Origin of the sequence: Microvirga vignae (genome assembly GCF_001017175.1) — a bacterium.
Taxonomy (GTDB): Bacteria; Pseudomonadota; Alphaproteobacteria; order Rhizobiales; family Beijerinckiaceae; genus Microvirga; species Microvirga vignae.
The window spans coordinates 116,775-135,689 of record NZ_LCYG01000042.1 but is presented as its reverse complement, the minus strand read 5'-3'; the positions used below and the strand labels follow the sequence as shown (position 1 = coordinate 135,689).

Sequence of the window (18,915 nt, the reverse complement as noted above, 5' to 3'; positions counted from 1 at the left end):
CAGCCAAATGCCGCAAGAGATTGATTTGACTGCTTGTGAGCGCGAGCCGATTCACATCCCCGGCAGCATTCAGCCTCACGGCGTCCTGTTCGCCATGTCCCGCGCAGACAAGATGATCACGCACGCGAGCGCCAATGCGGTGTCTGTCTTCGGGATCGATCCTGTATCAATCTTAGGAAAAACCTTCCGCGAGGCTCTGCCCGAGGTGGCCGCGCAATTGGATGGGGATGTGGCCGAGCAGACGCCTTTGGGTACGGCTCGCTATGTCCGTGCGATCGTGCTGAAAACGTCCATGGGCGAGACGGCTTTCGACGCTGTGCTCTCCCGCTCGGGGAGTCATGTGATAATCGAACTGGAGGCGGTACCCGAGGACACGGTTTCCAGCCTCGACGTGCTCTATCCGGCCCTGCGCCGCTTCGTGGAGGAACTGCATGGAGCCTCCACCATCGGTCGTCTCTGTCAGGTCGCGGCGGAGGATGTGCGCCGCATGACCGGTTTCGACCGGGTTCTCATCTATCGCTTCGACGAACATTGGAACGGCACCGTCATTGCTGAGGACCGGAACGAGGCTCTGCCGTCCTATCTCGATCTGCGTTTTCCCGCCTCCGACATCCCGGCCCAGGCGCGGGAACTCTACCGCCGCAATCGCCTGCGCATCATTCCCGATGCGAACTACACGCCCGTGCCGATCCAGTCTCACGATCCCGCGCCGCTCGATTTGAGCGACTCGGTACTGCGCAGCGTTTCGCCCGTGCATCTCGAATACATGCGCAACATGGGCACTCCCGCCTCCATGTCCATCTCGATCCTGCGAGACGGTGCGCTCTGGGGGCTGATCTCGTGTCACAACAGCGAGCCTAAGCGCGTCTCGCTGCCGGCGCGCAATGCCTGCGACTTCCTAACCCAGATCTTCTCGTTGCAGCTGGAAGCCCGGGAGAACACGACGCTGGCGGAAAATCGTGTGCGGCTCGGTGCTATCCAGGCGCGGCTTCTCGCCTATATGGCAGGGGAAAGCTTGTTCGTGGATGGGCTCGTGAACCATCCGGCGGACCTGATGCTGCTCGCCGGAGCCCAAGGTGTTGCTATCGTCACGGACGAGCATTGTTGGTGCTTGGGCGAAACACCCGGAGAGGATGAGGTCAAGGCGCTCTATGCCTGGCTGTCCGAGCATCACCAGGAAGACATATTCGCCACGGATCGCTTGGGCGAACTCTTGCCGGAGGCGAAAGCCTATGCGGACAAGGCGAGCGGTCTTCTCTCCATCTCCATCTCGAAGATGCGCTCGAGCTACATCCTCTGGTTCCGGCCCGAGATGGTGCAGACCGTCAAGTGGGGCGGCAATCCGGAAAAGCCCGTGCAGGAGGAAGCCGGCACATCGCGCCTCCACCCCCGGCGTTCCTTCGAGATCTGGAAGGAGACCGTACGCGGGCGCTCGCTTCGCTGGGACCAGAGCGAGATCGAAGCGGTGAAGGAGCTGCGCAATGCCATCGTCGGCATCGTGCTGCGTCGCGCGGAGGAACTGGCGGCTCTGGCCGAAGAGCTTCGCCGTTCCAACAAGGAGCTGGAGGCCTTTTCCTATTCCGTATCCCACGATCTGCGTGCGCCCTTCCGCCATATCGTCGGGTATTCGGAACTCCTGAAGAAGCAGGAGTGGAGCAGCCTCTCCGAGCGCGGCAAGCGTTATATCGATACGATCATCGAGTCAGCCTACACGGCGGGAACGCTCGTCGACAATCTGCTGCGCTTCTCCCAGATGGGCCGCACGGCGCTCAAGCCGCGCTCCGTGAAGGTCAGCGAGCTTGTCGAGGAGATTCGAGGGAAGCTCACCGAGCATGCGGGGGGCCGCCGGATTGAATGGTTTATCGGCGATTTGCCGACCATCGTGGCTGATCCGGTGCTCATCCGGCTCGTGTTCGAGAATCTTTTGGATAATGCCGTCAAATATTCTCGAACAAGGGATACGTCCCGCATCGAAGTGGGTTCCTATAGGGATAATGGGGACATCGTCTTTTTCGTTCGGGACAACGGCGTCGGCTTCGACATGAAGTACGTCGACAAGCTGTTCGGCGTTTTCCAGCGACTGCACCGGATCGAGGATTTCGAGGGAACCGGGATCGGGTTGGCCAATGTTCGCCGCATCGTCGAGAGACATGGGGGACGCAGCTGGGCCGAAGGTCAGCCAGACAAGGGTGCGACCTTCTCTATTGCCCTGCCCGAGAGTGAAGGAGCGGCATGAATGCCGGAATTGAAACCAATCCTGCTGGTTGAGGACAACCCGAAGGATCTTGAATTGACCCTGGCCGCACTGGAACAGAGTCAGCTTGCCAACGAGGTCGTCGTGGTGCGCGACGGCGAGGAGGCGCTCGACTTCTTGAGCCGCCGCGGCTCGCACCAGAATCGCAACACCAGCGATCCAGCCGTGGTGCTGCTCGACATCAAGCTCCCGAAGATCGATGGGCTCGAGGTACTGGAGAAGGTCAAGGCCGATCCGCATCTGAGGCGGACGCCGGTGGTGATGCTCACCTCCTCGCGAGAAGAAAGCGATCTGATCCGCAGCTACGAGCTCGGCGTCAACGCTTTCGTGGTGAAGCCGGTGGGCTTTCGCGAATTCTTCGATGCGATCCAGGATCTCGGCGTGTTCTGGGCCATCCTCAACGAGCTGCCACCGAGGCGGGACGACCGCTAGGTTCCAGCCCATGGACCAGCCGGCCACACTCCAGTCCAGCCGAGCGCTCCGCATCCTCCTTCTGGAGGATAGCGCGCTCGATGCTGAGCTGGTGACGGAGGCTCTGTCGTCAGTCGGCCTCTTGGTCTCGATAGAGCGCGTCGTTCTTGAGGAGGATTTTTCGCGAGCGCTCCGCGATGGTGAATGGGACCTCGTGCTGGCCGATTACCTTTTGCCCGGTTTTAACGGATTGAATGCACTCGCCCTCGTGCGGGGGCAGTGCCCGGAACTGCCCTTTGTGTTCGTCTCCGGCGCCCTCGGCGAGGAGGTGGCCGTCGAGGCGCTCAAGCGCGGCGCGACGGATTACGTCATCAAGGACAGGCTGGACCGATTGCCCGCGACGGTTCTGCGTGCGCTCGCCGAGGCGCGCGAACGGACCGAGAAGCGCCAGGCTCAGGATGCCCTGCAGAAGCTCCTTGATGAGCGGACTGCACTTCTGCATGAGCTCGACCATCGCGTGAAGAACAACTTGCAGCTTCTCATGTCGCTGATCGCCATCGAGATCCGGCATGCGGAGGATGAGGCGACGAGCCGGGTGCTGGAACGCATGAGAGAGCGCCTTCAGGCTCTCGGCGCAGCGCATCGTGATCTCTATGACAAGAAGGGCTCGTCCCGCTTCGATGTCAGCAATTTCGCGCGAGGGATCTGCGGGGAACTGACGGCCACAGTCTCCGGTGTGACGATCACTCCCGAGTTCGATGTCGAGAACATTGAAGTGGAGGCGACAAAGGCCGCGCCCATGGCGCTTCTGTTCAACGAGATCATCGTGAACGCAATCAGTTTTGCCTACAAGGAGCGGCACGGCAAGTTGAAGCTCGTCATGCATGTTCGCGATGGCCGGCTGCTTTTTCAATTATCCGATGATGCCTTCAGCCGCGAAGAGAAGCAGGCGGCGCAGAACGGTGCTTCGGGCATCATCCTGAAGGGCTTGGCGCGGCAGCTCGATGCAAGCGTCGAATGGCCGTCCGACAGGCCTGAAGTGCTGGTGCGGATTCTCATGCCGGTTCAAGAAATCGGCTGACATGGAGAAGCGCGACGAAACCGCAGCAGAGGCTGCCCCACGGAACGGGACCCTCCCATCGTGCCTCGCACCTTGGCCTTGCCGTTCATGAGCTTGCCGCGAAGGCAACAAAGTATGGAAGCCTCACGGTGCCCGAGAGCAAGGTGAACGTCGTGTGGGCGGCATCGCCCTCGCTGAACCCGCCTGTGCTGATCGTGGAATGGGTCGAGAGCGGAGGCCCGCCGGTGACCCGCCCAAGCGTCAGGGCTTCGGCACCAGGTTGGTTCAACGCGGTCTCGCACAGCAGCGCGGTGGCGAGATCAAGCTCGACTTCCGCCCTGACGGCGTTCGCTGCGTCATCGTCTTCCCGATCAAGAACGTGATGGTGGATGGTGATGGGGCAGGTGAGACCATCGAGCGATACGCCTCCTAGAACGAGGCTGCAGAAACGTCGGACGCCTTGACACTTCGTCGTGCGCCACGATGGTGGCAGAGATAACTTACTTTCAAGTCGGATGCTTCCATGATGACGGTGCGAGACAAGCTCGAGATAATCCTGGCACGACTGACGGCCCGAGAGGACGATGAGCGGGTCTTCCTGAACCTTTACCCCGCAGCGGCCCGGGCCGCCGCGGATGCTGCCGATGCACGTCGGCAGGCCGGAATCTCCTTGGGCCCGCTCGACGGCGCGCTCATCTCCATCAAGGATCTCTTCGATGTGGCGGGGGAGGCGACGACGGCAGGCTCCATCGTGCTGCGTGATGCCCCGCCCGCCGCAGGGGATGCCACGATCGTCCACCGCCTGCGCCGAGCCGGTGCCGTGATCCTGGGCAAGACGAATATGGTGGAGTTCGCCTTCTCGGGGCTCGGCCTCAACCCGCATTACGGCACCCCCGGCAATGCGGTGGATCCGTTGCGGATTCCCGGCGGCTCGTCTTCCGGGGCTGGCGTCTCCGTGGCGGAGGGCACGTCCGAGATCTCCATCGGCAGCGACACCGGTGGCTCGGTGCGCATTCCAGCTGCGCTCAACGGCGTCGTGGGCTTCAAGCCGACGGCGAAACGCGTGCCGTTGGAGGGTGCTTTTCCGCTCTCGCCCAGTCTCGATTCCATCGGCCCACTCGCCCGCTCCGTGCAGGATTGCGCTTTTACTGACGCGATCATGGCAGGGGACGAACCCTGCACGCTGGAACCCTATCCGCTGGCGGCGTTGCGGATCGGGATTCCACGCGGACGCCTATTCTCGCGCAGCGAAGCGATGGTAGAGGAGGCGTTCGAAAGAACCTTGGATCGCCTCTCGCAGGCCGGTGCAACAATCGTCGACCACCCGATCGACGATCTTCTCATGGCCATGCGGGAGACGACCGCAGCAGCCTCCATCGCCTCCATCGAAGCTGCGGAGGTTCATGCGGATTGGCTTGAGCGCCGTTCGGCTGAGATCGACCCGCGGGTTCATTATTGGCTCGCGCGCAGCAGCGCGGTTCCGGCTCACGCATATTTGCGGATGATGCGCCGCCGCCGCGCCCTGGTAGAGGCTATGGATCGGCGTCTCGTCCCTGTCGACGTGCTGGCCCTGCCGACGACCGCCTTCACGGCACCTTTGATTGCACCATTGGAGGCCGACGAGCAACTCTACAACGAGACGGATGGCCTGATCCTGCGCAACACACAGGTGGCCAACCAGTTCGATCTGACGGCCCTGTCGCTGCCTTTGCCGGATTGCGAGCGCCCCATCGGCTTCATGCTGATGGCGCGGCACGGCCAGGATTGCAGGCTTCTGGACATCGGCGCGAGCGTGGAGCAGGAGCTGCTGCGCTGATTGGCGTCAGGCACGTTGGGGACGAGTATGCATTTATCTCAAACCTGAAGGAACAGATGCGGGAATGGGATCATGCGTAGGTTTCACCTCGCTCTCGGTTATGCAAGCCTTGTGCTCGGCATTGTCGGGATCGTGCTGCCGGTCTTGCCGACGACACCCTTCATCATCCTGGCCGCATGGTGTTTCGCCCGATCCAATCCGGCCTTGTCCGAACGGCTTTACGAGCATCCCCGTTTCGGCGCTCTTCTGACCACCTGGCGCGACCAGCGCGCGATCCCCTCTCGCGCCAAACTCTATGCACTCCTGATGCTCGCCCTGTCCTACACCATCACCGTCTGGCTGACCCGAAACGCTTACCTGCCTTTCATCCTCGCAGCCATCATGGGAAGCGTTGCGCTCTACATCGTCACCCGCCCGAGCCCGCGGGAGATGGCAGAGGAGCAAGAGCCGAGCCGTGACTAGACGACGAAAATGTCGGCATAGGTCATCTCGAGGCCTGTCAAGATCTTCGTGACGGCGACCTGTCCCGTGGCGCCGACGCCATCCGGGTCATAATAGAGAACCCCATGAGCCGAGTCGTATATGACCTGATTATCTGCTTTACGGGCGGCAGTTCCGGTCCAGAACGCCGATGGCGTCAAGGGGCCCGTGGCTCCGAGAGCGGTGAAGACGTTGTAGTCGAGCCAGATCCTGTCGTAGAGGATTGAGAAATCCGAGATCGTATCGAAGTTCGTGACGCTATTTGCTCGTGTGTTGAACACAAAGGCATCATAGCCTGAGTTGCCAATGAGGGTATCTCCCCGCCGTAAAGAGGGTCGTTGTCGGGGCCTCCCGTCATTTAGTCGCTGCCGCCTGCTCCATAGAGCCTGTCGCTTCCGCTCTCGCCGTAGAGCCGACCGTTGAGTGCCCCTCCAAAAAGGGAATCATGCCCAACGTCACCGTAAATGCGGTCGTTGCGCGCTGTTTCGTAAAGAACATCATTGACATTCAAGTATTGGAGCTGGCCATAGAGCGGTGCCTCCCCCGGCCGGATGCCGGTGGGATAGGTCACGGACCAATTGATACCGACGCGATGAAGCACGCAGGCGACGACCGAATTGCTGTTGAGGTCACCTCCCGGCAACTGCCTATAGATACCGAAACTGTAAGGCAGGCGGGCGGCATCGATATTCACAGCATGCTGGACCATGACTTTCCAGACGTCCTCGGCATTGCGGCCGCCGAGATCCAACAAGGTGCGATGCCGTTCCTCGAAGGTATCCGAACCACGCCTGTCGGGAGAGGATGCCAGATCGACATCCGCGAGAGCTCCGAGACTTCCGTCCGACTCGAAGCTGCCCCGGATCACCTTCTCCGACAGGATGCGGCCTTGGCTGTCAGTGACCGTCTTCACTAGATAAAGGTGGTGAAACTCGCTGTTGATGTCTCCAACGCCGAGGGGCTTGGCTTCGATGGCTATCATCGTTGGCATGACAGAAGCTCCTCATCTCGCATTAGACAGAGAACAGAGAATAGAGACATACCGACGGTGTCTGGAGCTTCGCCGTTCCTTGCGGTCATGCGCCACCATCCAGAGGATGGCCTCTGGGGCGACATGATCGCGCCGGTCGCCGCCACGCGGAAGTAAGCGGATTTCCACCCCATAAACGCGATTGCAGGGCTGTTGGGAGCGCCTTCCGGGGCAATCTGGCGCCAGCCTTTTCGATGAAGAACCGGTTTATCTTGCAGCTTGTCATTCCTTTGCAAAGGCAGTGTCCTGAACTCGTGAGCGCCTTGTTAATGTCATGATTTGTGAAATCTTTACATTGTACCGCGGGATCGCCTCGAAATTTCTCGCGTCCATCTGAAAAGGCTGACGCGAGGTGTCCCTTTTCCAGAAAATCATAGACTTAAGGCGTATCTCTTTCTCGATGGCGGGACCGCGCAAGGCTGAAACCAGACAATTTCTCAATAGGATCAATTGCATGGCTTCTGCAGAAGATTGTCAATAATTTACAAATTAACAGCTGTTGGCTTGTAAGGCTTCACACCTGAACCTTAACTTGTCTTCCCGTCCCCGAACGCCCCGGCTACTTCCTCGTTCAATCTTCTCCAAAGCGAGGATACGAAAGTGGCTTACCTAGATCAGATTGCACAGGCTCACCGCACCATTGAAACCGCCAAGACCTGGGATGGCATCAATGCAGAATCGGTGGCGCGCATGCGCCTGCAGAACCGCTTCCAGACTGGGCTCGACATCGCGCGCTACACCGCGAAGATCATGCGCGAGGATATGGCCGCTTACGATGCCGATCCGTCTCTCTACACACAGTCGCTTGGTTGCTGGCACGGCTTCATCGGTCAGCAGAAGCTGATCTCGATCAAGAAGCATTTCGGTTCCACGAAGCGCCGCTATCTCTATCTCTCCGGCTGGATGGTCGCGGCTTTGCGCTCCGAGTTCGGCCCGTTGCCCGATCAGTCCATGCACGAGAAGACCAGCGTTCCTGCGCTGATCGAAGAGCTCTACACCTTCCTGCGTCAGGCCGATGCCCGCGAACTTGGGCTTCTGTTCCGCGATCTCGATGCCGCGCGTAATAGCGGCAACGCGATCAAGGAGAAGGAAATCCTCAACGCCGTCGACAATTATCAGACCCATGTCGTTCCGATCATCGCCGATATCGATGCGGGCTTCGGCAACGCGGAGGCCACCTATCTTCTCGCGAAGAAGATGATCGAAGCCGGCGCCTGCTGCATCCAGATCGAAAACCAGGTGTCGGACGAGAAGCAGTGCGGCCACCAGGACGGCAAGGTCACCGTTCCGCACGAGGACTTTCTCGCCAAGATCCGTGCCGTGCGCTACGCTTTCCTCGAACTCGGCGTCGATGACGGTCTGATCGTGGCACGCACCGATTCGCTCGGCGCTGGCCTCACCAAGCAGATCGCCATCAGCCAAAAGCCGGGCGATATCGGCGATCTCTACAACAGCTTCCTCGATTGCGAGGAGATCACGCCCGAGAATTGCGTCAACGGCGATGTGGTCCTCAACCGTAACGGCAGGCTCATGCGTCCGAAGCGTCTGGCGAGCAACCTCTTCCAGTTCCGTCCTGGCACGGGTGCGGATCGCTGCGTGCTCGACTGCATCACCGCGCTGCAGAACGGCGCCGATCTTCTCTGGATCGAAACCGAGAAGCCGCACATCGAGCAGATCGCGAGCATGGTGGACCGCATCCGCGAGGCCTTCCCGAACGCGAAGCTCGTCTACAACAACTCGCCGTCCTTCAACTGGACGCTCAACTTCCGTCAGCAGGTCTACGATGCGTGGGAGAAGGCGGGCAAGGACATGTCGAAGTACGATCGCGCGCAGCTCATGAGCGCGGACTACGACAACACGGATCTCGCGAAGGAAGCCGACGAGCGCATCCGCACCTTCCAGGCGGATGGTGCCAAGCGCGCGGGCATCTTCCACCACCTCATCACGCTGCCGACCTACCACACGGCGGCTCTGTCCACCGACAACCTCGCGAAGGAGTACTTCGGCGATCAGGGCATGCTGGGCTACGTCCGCAACGTGCAGCGCCAGGAAATCCGCCAGGGCATCGCCTGCGTGAAGCATCAGAACATGGCCGGCTCCGATATCGGCGACGACCACAAGGAATACTTCTCCGGCGAGGCCGCCCTGAAGGCAGGTGGTGCGCACAACACGATGAACCAGTTTGCTGCTTAAGTTCGGTCGGGCGTGGCGAGTAACGCCACGCCTGCTGACTGGCGAATAACTCTCAAGAGCGTGTTGCGGCGTGAGGCTGTGACACGCTCTCGGCTTTTGAACGGCATTGCCTCGTGCAGCATGTACCGGCAGCTGACCTTCAGGACCGAACGCACAAGGCTACCCCTCGTTGACTTGGGTTGAGCCATAGGAAAAGAGATTATTTGCAACGAATTTTCAAAGGCCCATGCTCCGCTATGCGCCGTAGGACGCTGTTCCTGATCCTCTTAGCTCACATGGCAAGGCGTGCTGATGTTTCCCTGAACCGTTGTCGCACTCATCAGGGTGAGAAGCAGAAGATGCTAGCGGGATGATATTTCACTTCTGTTTTACGATGATGGGAACGATCATGTCGCCCCAATAGCCTTCCTCAGAGTGGAACCGCTTCACTCGCTGCAACTCCACAGAAAGGCCCTTCTGTACGCAGTTCATCACTGCCTCATTCACTCTGTGCAGTTCATTGGCGAGCGTCCGGATAGCAGCCTCCTGCTCAGGAGACATTGAGGTTGCAAGTTCCTCAATCCTGTTCTTCATTTGCGGCTTATCTGATGTGGTCATTGCTTTTCCCCTCAGTCAAGCTAGCTGGCCTTCATAATACAGGGCGGAGTGATTGCTTATCATCCACTATTTTGGAGGGTCGGCAGTGATCTTCGGTAACTCCTGGGTCATCCAGGCGATCATCTCATCAGCAGTCCTTAAATGGTCAGGCATGGGAATGAACGGACCATGCGTGTCGTAGATAGCCGCCTGATCTTTTTCTCCCCGGATTGGGTCAAGGCCGCTCTCTAGCTCAGGTTCTATGGTTCTGCCGCCGAACCAGACAATGAGCAGCAGTAGCATGCCAAGGGAACCAGCAAGGATAGCCAGCAACGATATGGCTAGGTTGGTAAACAACTGTTCGTCCTCATTGAGGTTGGTTCAAGCCTAGCACCTCAATGTTCCTCCTCCAATGACGAGGCGCTATGCCGAACTCATCGCCGCGACTGCCCTAAGGGGGTAGCTGGGCTGGGCACAGGCCATCAGATACCTCGCAAGTCACCGGGCGGACCTCACCTTCCTTGGAGGTAATGGAACTTCCTGCAGGTATTCGTTAACCATGCGAGGCCAATCATGCTCTGGTTGATTCAACACAGGGCACGTTGTCGAGGCGTGGGTAAAGGCGAGATGAAATACGTTGCAGCAGGACTGACCGCCATCTTCGTGTTCCTCCTGTCGTACTTCCTCCTGGTTTTCATCGAGGAGCCGGTTCTCGATCTGGTGGGGTGGGATGATCTTGATCCGTCCTGGGACATGAAGTGGTGGCGAACAGGTGTGGGATTGACGATGGCGGCTTGTGTCTTCCGGCTCATCGTCGAGTGGCGCAACAACGCCGCTTTGAAGTGGCGTAAAACATTGGCGGCACGAGCAAGGGCATAGTCGCACCTGAGAAGTCAGGTTGCGCTGACCCTTTGGAATTGACCTCTGCCCTGATTGCTTGAGTTGCCAGTGGTGTGAAAAAGGCTCACGAGCCCAGCCATCACCATCCCGGTCATGCTGGCCAATACCCCGGTTGCCCCTTGTAGGAAGGAGCTCACCCGACCAGACGGGCGGCTGAACAGTTGGGGAAGGCCGCGATGTGTTGAAGCTCAATCGGAGTTATGAGCGACCGCGGAACCCGGATTAACCTGCGTTAATTGACATTACATGGCCGAGCATCGGTTCAAAGCCGACGGCCTTGTGCGGGTTTGCGCCAGCGCGTGACCCAGCAAGAGCGGTTCATGCCATCACAAATCACACAGTGGAGGAGTGTCATGGCAAAGTACATGTTCAAGATCGGGCAGGTAGTACAGGCTAGTGGAACCTCCCGTAAGCTTCCAAGCGGCCACTTCAGGGTTCTTCGCCATCTCATGCCTACACCGTCCGGGGTTCCACGGTATTGCGTTAAGAGTGAAACAGAAACGACCGAGCGTGTGGCTGAGGAACATCAAATAGAGGCGGCAGAACGGCAGCACTAGCAGGCAAGGCTTAGGTCAAAGGAACTGACGGAAGGCTTAGCCGTTAGTCCAATGACTTCCTTGGTCCTCTGGTGAACTCAAGAGCCTGACGGTCCTCCCATCAGGCTCCTTTCTTCATGGCTGCTGAGTCGTCGCCTTGGCCAACTCCTCAGCCACCTTTTCCGGCTTCAGGTGAGTGTAGCGGCTCAACATTCGTGGATCACGATGTCCACTGATCAGAGCTACCTCAGGGACAGTCAACCCACATTCAAAGAGACGGGACACGGCCTCATGGCGAAGGTCATGCAGTCGTAAGTCCTCTAGCCCAGCTCTCTTCCTCAGTCGCTCCCATGCAAGCCGCACGGCAATAGGCGTCACGGGGAATACCTGCTCATCCTTCCTTTCTAATGAAGGCAGTATCTCGACCGCCTTGGCGTGAGCGGGATGGTGCGCGGATGGCCGTTCTTAGTCTTGAGGATGCGGATCGTCGGAGCAGTCATACCCACGTCCTTCCACCGGATAGACAGGAGTTCTCCCTGGCGCATTCCTGTTTCACGGCGAGGGCGATCAGAGGACGGAGTACCAGACTGACATAATGGCAGCTAAGGCAAGGCAATCAGCCTCTTCATCTTCTAAACGACGCTCACGGGACTTCTGAGCCTCCGGTATGGTGATCTGCTGTACCGGATTGTTAGGGATAGGCAGCTCCCATTCTCGCCTTGCCACCTCAAAGCAGCGCTGGGTGATGGCAGATACTGAGCGATCGCAGCCGGGATGAGCTTATCCAGGCTGGCTTCTGCTAGGCCGTGAGCTAAGAGGGTTCTGATCCGGTGTCGCTCAGGTTCTGCTCCGCGCTTGGCTGGAGTAACCGTCTCACAATAGCGGCCAAGGAGGTCACCTACGGTCACGCCTCTTGGCTCTCGGCCCGTGGTCGGTAGTTCGGCGCGATTTACCGGGCGCTCTTTATCTCTGGCCCACGCTGCAGTGTCAGCTTTGGTTCTGACGGATTTAGAAAGGGGAGGGTAGCCTTCACGGCAGACTTGAGCTTGCCAGAAAGAACGGCGCTTGCGGATGGTCGCCATTATCGTTTTCCGTCTAGCTGTGACAACGCTGTGACGGAATGGCTTGTCTGGCTGTTTGGGGCGTCCTCCCTAAGAAGCAGAAACTGTCGTCGTTCCAACCACTTGAGGCTTGGTGGAGCTGAGGGGATTCGAACCCCTGACCTCTGCAGTGCGATTGCAGCGCTCTCCCATCTGAGCTACAGCCCCGGTCGCTTTTCAAGACCAAGCGGCTGAGTTTTAGGCCCCCTCGCTTTGGTCTGTCAATCGGCGAGAGCGTGGCGGAGGACCGCCTTTTGGGGGAGGGGAGCCGGTTTTGCGGGCCTTATGGGTTGTTCCGCCCCGCTTGGAAGGTTACATGAGCAGCGCCCGATCCTGACAGGTTTCCCATGAGTTCTCTGATTACCGTCATCCAACTGGCCCTGCAGCTCTATACCTATTTGATCATCGCCTCGGCGATCTTGAGCTGGCTCGTGGCCTTCAATGTGGTCAACACCCGCAACGACGTGGTCCGCTCGATCTGGAGCTTCCTGGATGCGGTGACCGAGCCTGCCTTGCGGCCGATCCGAAAAATCCTGCCCAATCTCGGCGGGGTCGATATTTCTCCGGTTCTCCTGATCTTCCTGATCATTTTCATCCAGAACATCTTGGATCGCCTGAAATACCAGGTTCCGGGCTGGGCACTTTGAGTGACGGCCATGCCCTGGCGCATCCGCCCCGAAGGTCTTGAGGTCCGCGTGCGCGTGACTCCCAAAGGCGGGCGCGATGCCATCGATGGGGTGGAGACGCTCTCCGATGGCAAGCCGGTCCTGAAGATCCGGGTGCGGGCGGTGCCGGAAGACGGAGCGGCCAACGAAGGCGTGAGGCGACTGCTCGCCAAAGCGTTGAGGCTGCCGGCCTCCGCCGTGAGCCTCGAGACGGGCGCGACCACCCGACTGAAGACCTTTCTGATTGCCGGCGAGGGGGAAGCCCTCGCCAGAGACATTGCTGCTTTGACAGGACGTTAGCCCATGACCGCCACGATCATCGACGGAAAAGCGTATGCCGAAGGTCTTTGCGCCCGGATCGCCAATGCGGTGAGGGACCTGTCGGGCCAGGGCGTGACGCCTGGGCTTGCCGTGGTGATTGTGGGTGAGGACCCGGCAAGCCAGCTCTATGTGAAGAACAAGGCCCGCCAGACTGTGGACGTGGGGATGCGCTCCTTCAAGCACGTACTTCCCGCCTCCACGAGCGAGGCGGAGCTTCTCGGCTTGGTCGCGCAGCTCAATGCTGACCCGGCGGTGGACGGCATTCTCGTGCAGCTGCCGCTGCCGAAGCAGATCGATGCGCAGAAGGTGATCGAGGCCATCGATCCGACGAAGGACGTGGACGGCTTCCACCCCATCAATGCGGGCAAGCTGATGACCGGCGTTCCGGGCCTCATCTCCTGCACGCCGCTCGGCTGCCTGCTTCTCATTCAGTCGGTGCGCCGGGATCTTAGCGGTCTCAACGCCGTCGTCGTGGGCCGCTCCAATATTGTCGGCAAGCCCATGGCGCAGCTCCTCATTGCCCAGAGCTGCACGGTCACGGTCGCCCATTCCAGGACCCGCGATCTGCCTGAGGTCTGCCGCGAGGCCGATATTCTCGTCGCCGCCGTCGGACGGCCCGAGATGGTGCGGGGCGATTGGGTCAAGCGCGGCGCCATCGTGATTGATGTAGGCATCAACCGGGTGTCGAACCCCGCCGCAGGCGAGGGCAGAACCAAGGTTGTCGGTGATGTTGCCTATGCGGAGGCGGCGCAGGTTGCGTCCGCCATTACGCCCGTCCCCGGCGGCGTCGGCCCCATGACCATCGCCTGCCTCTTGCGCAACACCCTGGAAGCCGCCTGCCTGCGCCGCGGCATCCCGATGCCCCAGGTCGATTTCGCGGCGTGAGCATCGGGCCCGAAATGAGCGCATCGTTGGGTGCGACCCGAAGGGCCGCGCCAGCGAATAACCGGGTCCCCTTTTCACTGACGTGGCCCCTCGGGTCGCTGACGCGGACCTCCGGTTCCGCACGAGGCGCTGATCAGTTCGCCGCAAAGCAATAGAACAAACCTGCCCCACCGGTGCTCTTCAGGGCATCCTGGCTGCACCCGCCGCGCGTGGCATGCGAGGAGTTCCAGGACTTCGCCGGGGGCTCCTCGCTCAGGCCCATGCGGTCGTGATGCCCGGTCATGGCCGCGCCGTCCGTGCCGCTCTTCGTCCAGTTGCCGCAGGTCATGTCCTGACCGCCCGCAAAAGCCGTGCCGTCGGGCTGCGATCCGGTGAGAATGTCGTGCTCGCTCGGGCTGTCGCCGCGGCCCTTCACCATCTCGCCCTTTTCGGTGAGCGCGGTCTGCTTGTTGAGGTTGTTGTTGGCGCTGTGCAGGTCCGCCACGTCCTTGGCGATCACAACACCCTTGGCGTTCTGCCAAGGCCCTCGGCCGATCCTGTCGCGGGCATTAACGGCGGTGGCGCCGCCTGAGGCCTGGGAGGAGAGATAAGCCCGCTAGACCTTGCCGCGGATGCCGGAGACCTCGGCGAGATTCTGGCAGTGCCGGTCTGCGCCCTCCAGCCCGCCGAGATCCGCGCCCTTGCCTGACCCGACGCTGGTCACGAAGAAGGTCGTATCGGCAGGCGTGCCGGTGCCCTGGGCTTGGGCACTGAAGGGGGGTAGGGCTAGAAGGCCCGCGACCATCATGAGACTCAAGCTTTCCACCCTGCTCATTCGTTCCTCCTGATACGAGTGCGCAACTTACGATGCTGCTGTCACAAGAGGATTTTCGTCCTTCCTGCGACATTTTGGAGGCGGGCGAAGGGAGAACAGCTTCCCAATCTCGTGATCGACTAGGCCTTTTGCCGTAAATGCTCTGCCAGCTGCCGCGCCGAGGGCGGCAGGTCCTTTATCGATCTGATGCAGAGCGTCAGGTCGCGGGCGGCCCAGGGATCGTCGAGAGTGATGGGGCTGATGGCCATGGTGCGGGCAGCGCGCTGGGCCGTTGTCTCGGGCACGATACCGAGGCCGACGCCCGCTTCCACCATGCGGCAGACTGCATCGAAGCTGCGCAGCTGCACCCTGAGGCGAAGGGGCTTGCCAATGCGGCTGGCCTTGCCGGAGAGGAAACGCTGGAGGGCGCTTGCCCGGTCGAGACCGACGAAGTCGTGCTCCAGAACCTCGGCGAAGGCGATGCTGGAGCGGGAGGCAAGGGGATGCCCCTGCGGCACCACCAGCACGAAACGGTCGCTGCGGAACGGGTAGGTCTCAAGTTGCCCGGTATCCACCGTGCCCGCCACGATACCGAGATCTCCCACACCCTCGGCGATCAGCCCCACGATTTCGTCGCTCAATCGCTCTTCCAGATCGATGGAGACCTGCGGGTGCTGGGTCAGGAAGGCCCCGAGCGCCTCGGGCAGGAATTCGGTGAGCGCATTGGTGTTGGAGAGAATGCGGATCTGGCCTGCCAGGCCGCCGGTATAAGTCCCCAGATCCTCCTTGAGCTTCTCGGCCTGGGTCAGGAGCGTGCGGGCATGCTGGAGCAGGGTGCGCCCGGCTGGCGTCGGTGTCACTCCTGCCCGGGTGCGCAGGAGGAGGGGAGCCCCCAGCGATTTTTCCATGTTGCGGATGCGGGTACTGGCGGCGGCGAGCGCTAGATGCGCCCGCTCGGCTCCGTGGGTAATGCTGCCCGCCTCGACCACGTGACGGAACAAGCTCAAATCAGTCAGATCAAATTGCATAGGTTCCCTTCGTCATTCGCGAAGGGAGATGAGAATAATTAAAAATTGTCCGTTAAGCGAGCTCAGGGCATTCTTCGCCGCTGACGAAGTGTGCCGTCTTGTCACCATCTCGGGCGGAAGGCGCATTGCGGTGTCCCCGCGCTTCCGATACGAACCATTCCAAACTACGGGCGATAGTGTCGCCGATCAGGAGTGAAAGCTATGGCTGAGGCGAAAGTGGCCCCGCGGCCCTTGTCCCCACATCTTCAGATTTACCGGTGGAGCTGGACGATGGCCATGTCCATCTTCCATCGCGCCACGGGCTCTGCCCTTTATATCGGCATCGCGCTCTTCGCGGTCTGGCTCGTGGCCCTGGCTTCCGGCCCAGCCACGTTCGATGCCGTGCAGGGGTTCTTCGGCTCGCCGCTCGGGTACCTGATCCTCTTCGGCTATACCTGGATCTTGATGCACCACATGCTCGGTGGCGTGCGCCATCTGGTCTGGGACTTCGGCTACGGCATGGAAGCCGTTCAGCGCATCAACATGGCCCGCTTCACTCTCATCGGCTCGATCGCGCTCACCGTCGCGATCTGGGCGATCGCTTTCCTGCTGTTCTAAGGAGACGGACCCATGGCCGACAACAGGGCTGACACCCGCGTTTCCATGCGCACCCCGCTTGCCCGCGTGAAGGGTCTCGGCGCTGCCGGGCACGGCGTCGAGCATTGGTGGATCCACCGCGTCACGGCGGTGTCGAACATCCCGCTCATCATTTCCTTCGTGATCATCGTCGCCGCGCTCGCCGGTTCCTCCTATGAGCAGGCGATTGCGATCATCTCGCATCCGCTGATAGCGATCATTCTCATCCTCGCCGTGATCTCGGTGACCAATCACATGCGCCTCGGCATGCAGATCATCATCGAGGATTACGTGCACGATAAAGGCTACAAGATCGTCGCCCTCATCGTGAACAACTTCTATGCCGTGATCATCGGTGTGGCGTGCCTCTACGCCATCCTCAAGGTCAGCCTCGGCCGCATCCTGGTTTAAGGAATTCTCTCATGGCTCAAGCAACGAACGGCCCGGCCATCAACAAGGCCTATAATATCGTCGACCATACCTTCGACGTGGTGGTCGTAGGCGCGGGCGGTGCGGGTCTTCGCGCCACCGTCGGCTGCTCGCAGGCAGGACTGCGGACCGCCTGCATCACAAAGGTGTTCCCCACCCGCTCGCATACGGTTGCAGCGCAGGGCGGTATCTCCGCCTCGCTGGGCAACATGGGTCCGGACGATTGGCGCTGGCACATGTACGACACCGTGAAGGGTTCGGACTGGCTCGGCGACCAGGACGCCATCGAGTACCTCGTCCGCAACGCACCGGCTGCCGTCTATGAGCTGGAGCACTGGGGCGTTCCCTTCTCCCGCACGGCGGAAGGCAAGATCTATCAGCGTCCCTTCGGTGGCATGACCACCGAATACGGCAAGGGCATCGCGCAGCGCACCTGCGCCGCCGCCGACCGCACGGGCCACGCGATCCTGCACACGCTCTACGGCCAGGCGGTGAGGAACCAGACGAACTTCTTCATCGAGTATTTCGCGCTCGACCTGATGATGGATTCGGAAGGCCGCTGCATCGGCGTGGTCGCGCTCAATCAGGCGACCGGCGAGATCCACCGCTTCCGCGCCCACATGACGATCCTCGCCACGGGCGGCTACGGACGCGCGTATTTCTCGGCTACATCCGCTCACACCTGCACCGGCGACGGCAACGCCATGGTGCTGCGCGCGGGCCTGCCGCTGCAGGATATGGAGTTCGTGCAGTTCCACCCGACCGGCATCTACGGCGCGGGCTGCCTCATCACCGAGGGTGCGCGCGGCGAGGGCGGTTACCTCACGAACTCGGAAGGCGAGCGCTTCATGGAGCGCTACGCGCCCTCGGCCAAGGACCTTGCGTCCCGCGACGTGGTCTCCCGCTCGATGACCATGGAAATCCGCGCAGGCCGCGGCGTGGGCAAGAACAAGGACCACATCTATCTCCACCTCGATCACCTCGACCCAAAGATCCTGCACGAGCGCCTGCCCGGCATCTCGGAAAGCGCGAAGATCTTCGCGGGCGTCGACGTGACGAAGGAGCCGATCCCGGTTCTGCCGACCGTGCACTACAACATGGGCGGCATCCCGACGAACTATCACGGCGAAGTGCTCACCCTGAAGAACGGCAACCCGGATACGGTGGTGCCGGGCCTCATGGCGCTCGGCGAAGCGGCCTGCGTGTCCGTGCACGGCGCGAACCGCCTCGGCTCGAACTCGCTCATCGACCTCGTGGTGTTCGGCCGCGCGGCCGGCCTGCGCTGCGCCGAGATCCTGGAGCCGAATGCCCGTCATGCGGATCTGCCGAAGAACGCAGACGAGCTTGCGCTCTCGCGCCTCGACAAGTTCCGCTATGCCAACGGCTCGACCCCGACCGCGGAACTGCGCCTCCAGATGCAGAAGACCATGCAGAACAACTGCGCGGTGTTCCGCACCGGCGAGGTTCTGGAAGAAGGAAAGAAGCTCATCCACGACGTGTGGAGCGCCGCATCCGACATCAAGGTCACGGATCGCTCGCTCATCTGGAACACCGACCTTCTCGAGACGCTTGAGTTCGACAACCTCATCGGTCAGGCGGTCGTCACCATGGAAGGCGCACTCAACCGCCAGGAATCCCGTGGCGCTCACGCCCGCGAGGACTTCTCCGAGCGTGACGACAAGAACTGGATGAAGCACACCTTGGCATGGCTCGATGACAACACCCACAGGGTGATCCTCGATTACCGTCCGGTGCACACCTACACCATGTCGAATGACATCCAGTACATCGAGCCGAAGGCCCGCGTGTACTAAGGAAGACGA

At 60.7% G+C, this 18,915-nt stretch carries 21 protein-coding genes, 1 tRNA gene and 1 pseudogene; 14 read left to right on the top strand and 9 right to left on the bottom strand.

Annotated features, from left to right (window positions below):
• Positions 1–7: 7 nt before the first annotated feature.
• The 6 genes from AA309_RS16640 (at position 8) to AA309_RS16615 (ending at position 6,003) form a co-directional block, all read left to right on the top strand.
• The gene (locus AA309_RS16640) at positions 8–2,236 is read left to right on the top strand and encodes an ATP-binding protein (protein ID WP_244470384.1); all 2,229 of its coding nucleotides are present in this window, start codon (positions 8–10) and stop codon (positions 2,234–2,236) included.
• Positions 2,237–2,686: a response regulator gene (locus tag AA309_RS16635; protein WP_047190133.1), complete on the top strand. Its 450-nt coding sequence runs from the start codon at positions 2,237–2,239 to the stop codon at positions 2,684–2,686. It abuts the gene before it with no gap.
• A gap of 10 nt (positions 2,687–2,696) precedes the next feature.
• Entirely contained in the window at positions 2,697–3,746 is a 1,050-nt protein-coding gene (locus tag AA309_RS16630) for a sensor histidine kinase (protein ID WP_047190132.1), read from the top strand.
• A gap of 154 nt (positions 3,747–3,900) precedes the next feature.
• On the top strand, positions 3,901–4,158 hold the full coding sequence (locus AA309_RS16625) for a sensor histidine kinase (RefSeq protein ID WP_047190131.1): 258 nt from the start codon (positions 3,901–3,903) through the stop codon (positions 4,156–4,158).
• A gap of 90 nt (positions 4,159–4,248) precedes the next feature.
• Positions 4,249–5,541, top strand: a complete 1,293-nt coding sequence (locus AA309_RS16620; protein ID WP_047190130.1) for an amidase — start codon at positions 4,249–4,251, stop codon at positions 5,539–5,541.
• Positions 5,542–5,613: 72 nt separating this feature from the next.
• A complete protein-coding gene (locus tag AA309_RS16615; protein ID WP_047190129.1) occupies positions 5,614–6,003 on the top strand; it encodes a YbaN family protein in 390 nt (129 codons plus the stop codon).
• On the opposite strand, the gene AA309_RS16610 is transcribed toward AA309_RS16615, so the two are convergent.
• Complete coding sequence (locus tag AA309_RS16610; protein WP_047190128.1) at positions 6,000–6,302, bottom strand: hypothetical protein; 303 nt, start codon at positions 6,300–6,302, stop codon at positions 6,000–6,002. The two genes, AA309_RS16615 and AA309_RS16610, sit on opposite strands and share 4 nt — an antisense overlap.
• 77 nt (positions 6,303–6,379) lie before the next feature.
• A complete protein-coding gene (locus AA309_RS16605; protein ID WP_047190127.1) occupies positions 6,380–7,012 on the bottom strand; it encodes a calcium-binding protein in 633 nt (210 codons plus the stop codon).
• A gap of 639 nt (positions 7,013–7,651) precedes the next feature.
• On the opposite strand from AA309_RS16605, the gene AA309_RS16595 reads away from it, so the two are divergent.
• The gene (locus AA309_RS16595) at positions 7,652–9,244 is read left to right on the top strand and encodes an isocitrate lyase (protein WP_047190125.1); all 1,593 of its coding nucleotides are present in this window, start codon (positions 7,652–7,654) and stop codon (positions 9,242–9,244) included.
• A gap of 357 nt (positions 9,245–9,601) precedes the next feature.
• Here the strand turns inward: AA309_RS16595 and AA309_RS16590 are convergent, their stop codons facing one another.
• Positions 9,602–9,841 carry an SMc00767 family acetate metabolism repressor gene (locus tag AA309_RS16590; RefSeq protein ID WP_047190124.1) on the bottom strand — a complete coding sequence of 80 codons (240 nt, stop codon included), beginning with the start codon at positions 9,839–9,841 and terminating at the stop codon, positions 9,602–9,604.
• A 66-nt stretch (positions 9,842–9,907) separates the two neighbouring features.
• Positions 9,908–10,177, bottom strand: coding sequence for a hypothetical protein (locus AA309_RS16585; RefSeq protein WP_047190123.1), 270 nt, complete (start codon positions 10,175–10,177; stop codon positions 9,908–9,910).
• Between the two features lie 270 nt (positions 10,178–10,447).
• Between AA309_RS16585 and AA309_RS16580 the strand changes: the two genes are divergently transcribed.
• Positions 10,448–10,699 carry a hypothetical protein gene (locus AA309_RS16580; protein WP_150117608.1) on the top strand — a complete coding sequence of 84 codons (252 nt, stop codon included), beginning with the start codon at positions 10,448–10,450 and terminating at the stop codon, positions 10,697–10,699.
• Positions 10,700–11,391: 692 nt separating this feature from the next.
• Here the strand turns inward: AA309_RS16580 and AA309_RS37245 are convergent.
• From AA309_RS37245 to AA309_RS16575, 3 genes are all read right to left on the bottom strand, one after another.
• Entirely contained in the window at positions 11,392–11,619 is a 228-nt protein-coding gene (locus AA309_RS37245) for a tyrosine-type recombinase/integrase (protein WP_280136912.1), read from the bottom strand.
• A gap of 41 nt (positions 11,620–11,660) precedes the next feature.
• Positions 11,661–11,756 (bottom strand): hypothetical protein, encoded by a 96-nt coding sequence (locus tag AA309_RS37240; RefSeq protein ID WP_280136909.1) that lies wholly within the window; start codon positions 11,754–11,756, stop codon positions 11,661–11,663.
• Positions 11,757–12,448: 692 nt separating this feature from the next.
• A tRNA-Ala gene (locus tag AA309_RS16575) sits at positions 12,449–12,524 on the bottom strand.
• 179 nt (positions 12,525–12,703) lie between these two features.
• On the opposite strand from AA309_RS16575, the gene AA309_RS16570 reads away from it, so the two are divergent.
• Genes AA309_RS16570 through folD form a run of 3 tightly spaced genes read left to right on the top strand, consistent with a single transcriptional unit; the run spans position 12,704 to position 14,227 of the window.
• Positions 12,704–13,003, top strand: a complete 300-nt coding sequence (locus AA309_RS16570; RefSeq protein ID WP_047190121.1) for a YggT family protein — start codon at positions 12,704–12,706, stop codon at positions 13,001–13,003.
• Positions 13,004–13,012: 9 nt separating this feature from the next.
• Complete coding sequence (locus AA309_RS16565) at positions 13,013–13,321, top strand: DUF167 family protein (protein WP_047190120.1); 309 nt, start codon at positions 13,013–13,015, stop codon at positions 13,319–13,321.
• Positions 13,322–13,324: 3 nt separating this feature from the next.
• Positions 13,325–14,227 carry a bifunctional methylenetetrahydrofolate dehydrogenase/methenyltetrahydrofolate cyclohydrolase FolD gene (folD, locus tag AA309_RS16560; protein ID WP_047190119.1) on the top strand — a complete coding sequence of 301 codons (903 nt, stop codon included), beginning with the start codon at positions 13,325–13,327 and terminating at the stop codon, positions 14,225–14,227.
• A 133-nt stretch (positions 14,228–14,360) separates the two neighbouring features.
• Here folD and AA309_RS16555 read toward each other — a convergent pair.
• Together AA309_RS16555 and AA309_RS16550 are read right to left on the bottom strand one after the other, a co-directional pair.
• A pseudogene (locus tag AA309_RS16555) lies at positions 14,361–15,041 on the bottom strand (hypothetical protein).
• A gap of 119 nt (positions 15,042–15,160) precedes the next feature.
• Positions 15,161–16,048 carry a LysR family transcriptional regulator gene (locus tag AA309_RS16550; RefSeq protein ID WP_047190118.1) on the bottom strand — a complete coding sequence of 296 codons (888 nt, stop codon included), beginning with the start codon at positions 16,046–16,048 and terminating at the stop codon, positions 15,161–15,163.
• Positions 16,049–16,249: 201 nt separating this feature from the next.
• Here AA309_RS16550 and sdhC point away from each other — a divergent pair, with 201 nt between their 5' ends.
• Genes sdhC through sdhA form a run of 3 tightly spaced genes read left to right on the top strand, consistent with a single transcriptional unit; the run spans position 16,250 to position 18,906 of the window.
• Positions 16,250–16,645 (top strand): succinate dehydrogenase, cytochrome b556 subunit, encoded by a 396-nt coding sequence (gene sdhC / locus AA309_RS16545; protein ID WP_047190117.1) that lies wholly within the window; start codon positions 16,250–16,252, stop codon positions 16,643–16,645.
• Between the two features lie 12 nt (positions 16,646–16,657).
• The gene (gene sdhD, locus AA309_RS16540) at positions 16,658–17,074 is read left to right on the top strand and encodes a succinate dehydrogenase, hydrophobic membrane anchor protein (protein WP_047190116.1); all 417 of its coding nucleotides are present in this window, start codon (positions 16,658–16,660) and stop codon (positions 17,072–17,074) included.
• 11 nt (positions 17,075–17,085) lie between these two features.
• Positions 17,086–18,906 (top strand): succinate dehydrogenase flavoprotein subunit, encoded by a 1,821-nt coding sequence (sdhA, locus tag AA309_RS16535; RefSeq protein WP_047190115.1) that lies wholly within the window; start codon positions 17,086–17,088, stop codon positions 18,904–18,906.
• The last annotated feature ends 9 nt before the right edge of the window (positions 18,907–18,915 follow it).

Coding starts and splice junctions, on each gene's coding strand:
- AA309_RS16640 (WP_244470384.1), top strand. CDS start 8: ATGCCGCAAGAGATTGATTTGACTGCTTGTGAGCGCGAGCCGATTCAC.
- AA309_RS16635 (WP_047190133.1), top strand. CDS start 2,237: ATGCCGGAATTGAAACCAATCCTGCTGGTTGAGGACAACCCGAAGGAT.
- AA309_RS16630 (WP_047190132.1), top strand. CDS start 2,697: ATGGACCAGCCGGCCACACTCCAGTCCAGCCGAGCGCTCCGCATCCTC.
- AA309_RS16620 (WP_047190130.1), top strand. CDS start 4,249: ATGATGACGGTGCGAGACAAGCTCGAGATAATCCTGGCACGACTGACG.
- AA309_RS16615 (WP_047190129.1), top strand. CDS start 5,614: ATGCGTAGGTTTCACCTCGCTCTCGGTTATGCAAGCCTTGTGCTCGGC.
- AA309_RS16605 (WP_047190127.1), bottom strand. CDS start 7,012: ATGCCAACGATGATAGCCATCGAAGCCAAGCCCCTCGGCGTTGGAGAC.
- AA309_RS16590 (WP_047190124.1), bottom strand. CDS start 9,841: ATGACCACATCAGATAAGCCGCAAATGAAGAACAGGATTGAGGAACTT.
- AA309_RS16580 (WP_150117608.1), top strand. CDS start 10,448: ATGAAATACGTTGCAGCAGGACTGACCGCCATCTTCGTGTTCCTCCTG.
- AA309_RS37240 (WP_280136909.1), bottom strand. CDS start 11,756: ATGACTGCTCCGACGATCCGCATCCTCAAGACTAAGAACGGCCATCCG.
- AA309_RS16570 (WP_047190121.1), top strand. CDS start 12,704: ATGAGTTCTCTGATTACCGTCATCCAACTGGCCCTGCAGCTCTATACC.
- AA309_RS16565 (WP_047190120.1), top strand. CDS start 13,013: ATGCCCTGGCGCATCCGCCCCGAAGGTCTTGAGGTCCGCGTGCGCGTG.
- folD (WP_047190119.1), top strand. CDS start 13,325: ATGACCGCCACGATCATCGACGGAAAAGCGTATGCCGAAGGTCTTTGC.
- AA309_RS16550 (WP_047190118.1), bottom strand. CDS start 16,048: ATGCAATTTGATCTGACTGATTTGAGCTTGTTCCGTCACGTGGTCGAG.
- sdhC (WP_047190117.1), top strand. CDS start 16,250: ATGGCTGAGGCGAAAGTGGCCCCGCGGCCCTTGTCCCCACATCTTCAG.
- sdhD (WP_047190116.1), top strand. CDS start 16,658: ATGGCCGACAACAGGGCTGACACCCGCGTTTCCATGCGCACCCCGCTT.
- sdhA (WP_047190115.1), top strand. CDS start 17,086: ATGGCTCAAGCAACGAACGGCCCGGCCATCAACAAGGCCTATAATATC.